The sequence below is a fragment of the Vibrio sp. 1727 genome (assembly GCF_033344415.1).
GTDB classification, from domain to species: Bacteria; Pseudomonadota; Gammaproteobacteria; order Enterobacterales; family Vibrionaceae; genus Vibrio; species Vibrio alginolyticus.
Genome location: NZ_JAWPOT010000417.1, coordinates 1 through 615 on the forward strand (window position 1 = coordinate 1; position 615 = coordinate 615).

Annotated in this window: 1 protein-coding gene; it reads left to right on the forward strand. The window is 49.6% G+C overall.

What is annotated here, in order from left to right; genetic code table 11:
• Window positions 1-615 (forward strand): ABC transporter permease subunit (locus R8O10_RS26080; protein WP_318192078.1); only part of this gene is annotated, 615 nt, incomplete at both ends.

Below are 615 nucleotides of genomic sequence, written 5' to 3' on the forward strand. Positions count from 1 at the left end.
CGATTGGGCGTTCATTAATGCTGACTGGATAGGCTCAACGCGTGATGACTGTAACCGAGAAGGTGCATGCTGGGTGTTCATCAGTGTTCGCTGGGAGCAGTTCATGTACGGCTTCTACCCAGAAGCAGAACTTTGGCGCCCTCGCCTGTTTTACATCACGCTCGCGATTTTCACTGTGCTTCTTGCCTATGAAAAAACACCAAAACGCTTATGGATTTGGCTGTTCTTTGTCAACATCTATCCGTTTATCGTTGCTGCGCTTCTCTACGGTGGGGTGTTTGGCTTGGAAGTGGTTGAAACGCACAAATGGGGCGGCTTGCTGGTCACACTGATCATCGCGCTTGTTGGTATTGTGGTTTCATTACCGATCGGTGTCGCACTGGCTCTAGGTCGACGCTCTGATATGCCCATCATACGCAGCATCTGTACGATTTACATTGAAGTATGGCGTGGCGTTCCGCTGATTACCGTACTATTCATGGCGTCCGTTATGTTACCGCTGTTCTTAGCTGAAGGTTCCGAAACGGATAAACTTATTCGTGCCTTAATTGGTGTGGTCATGTTCAGCGCGGCTTACATGGCAGAAGTGGTACGTGGTGGTTTGCAAGCCATTCC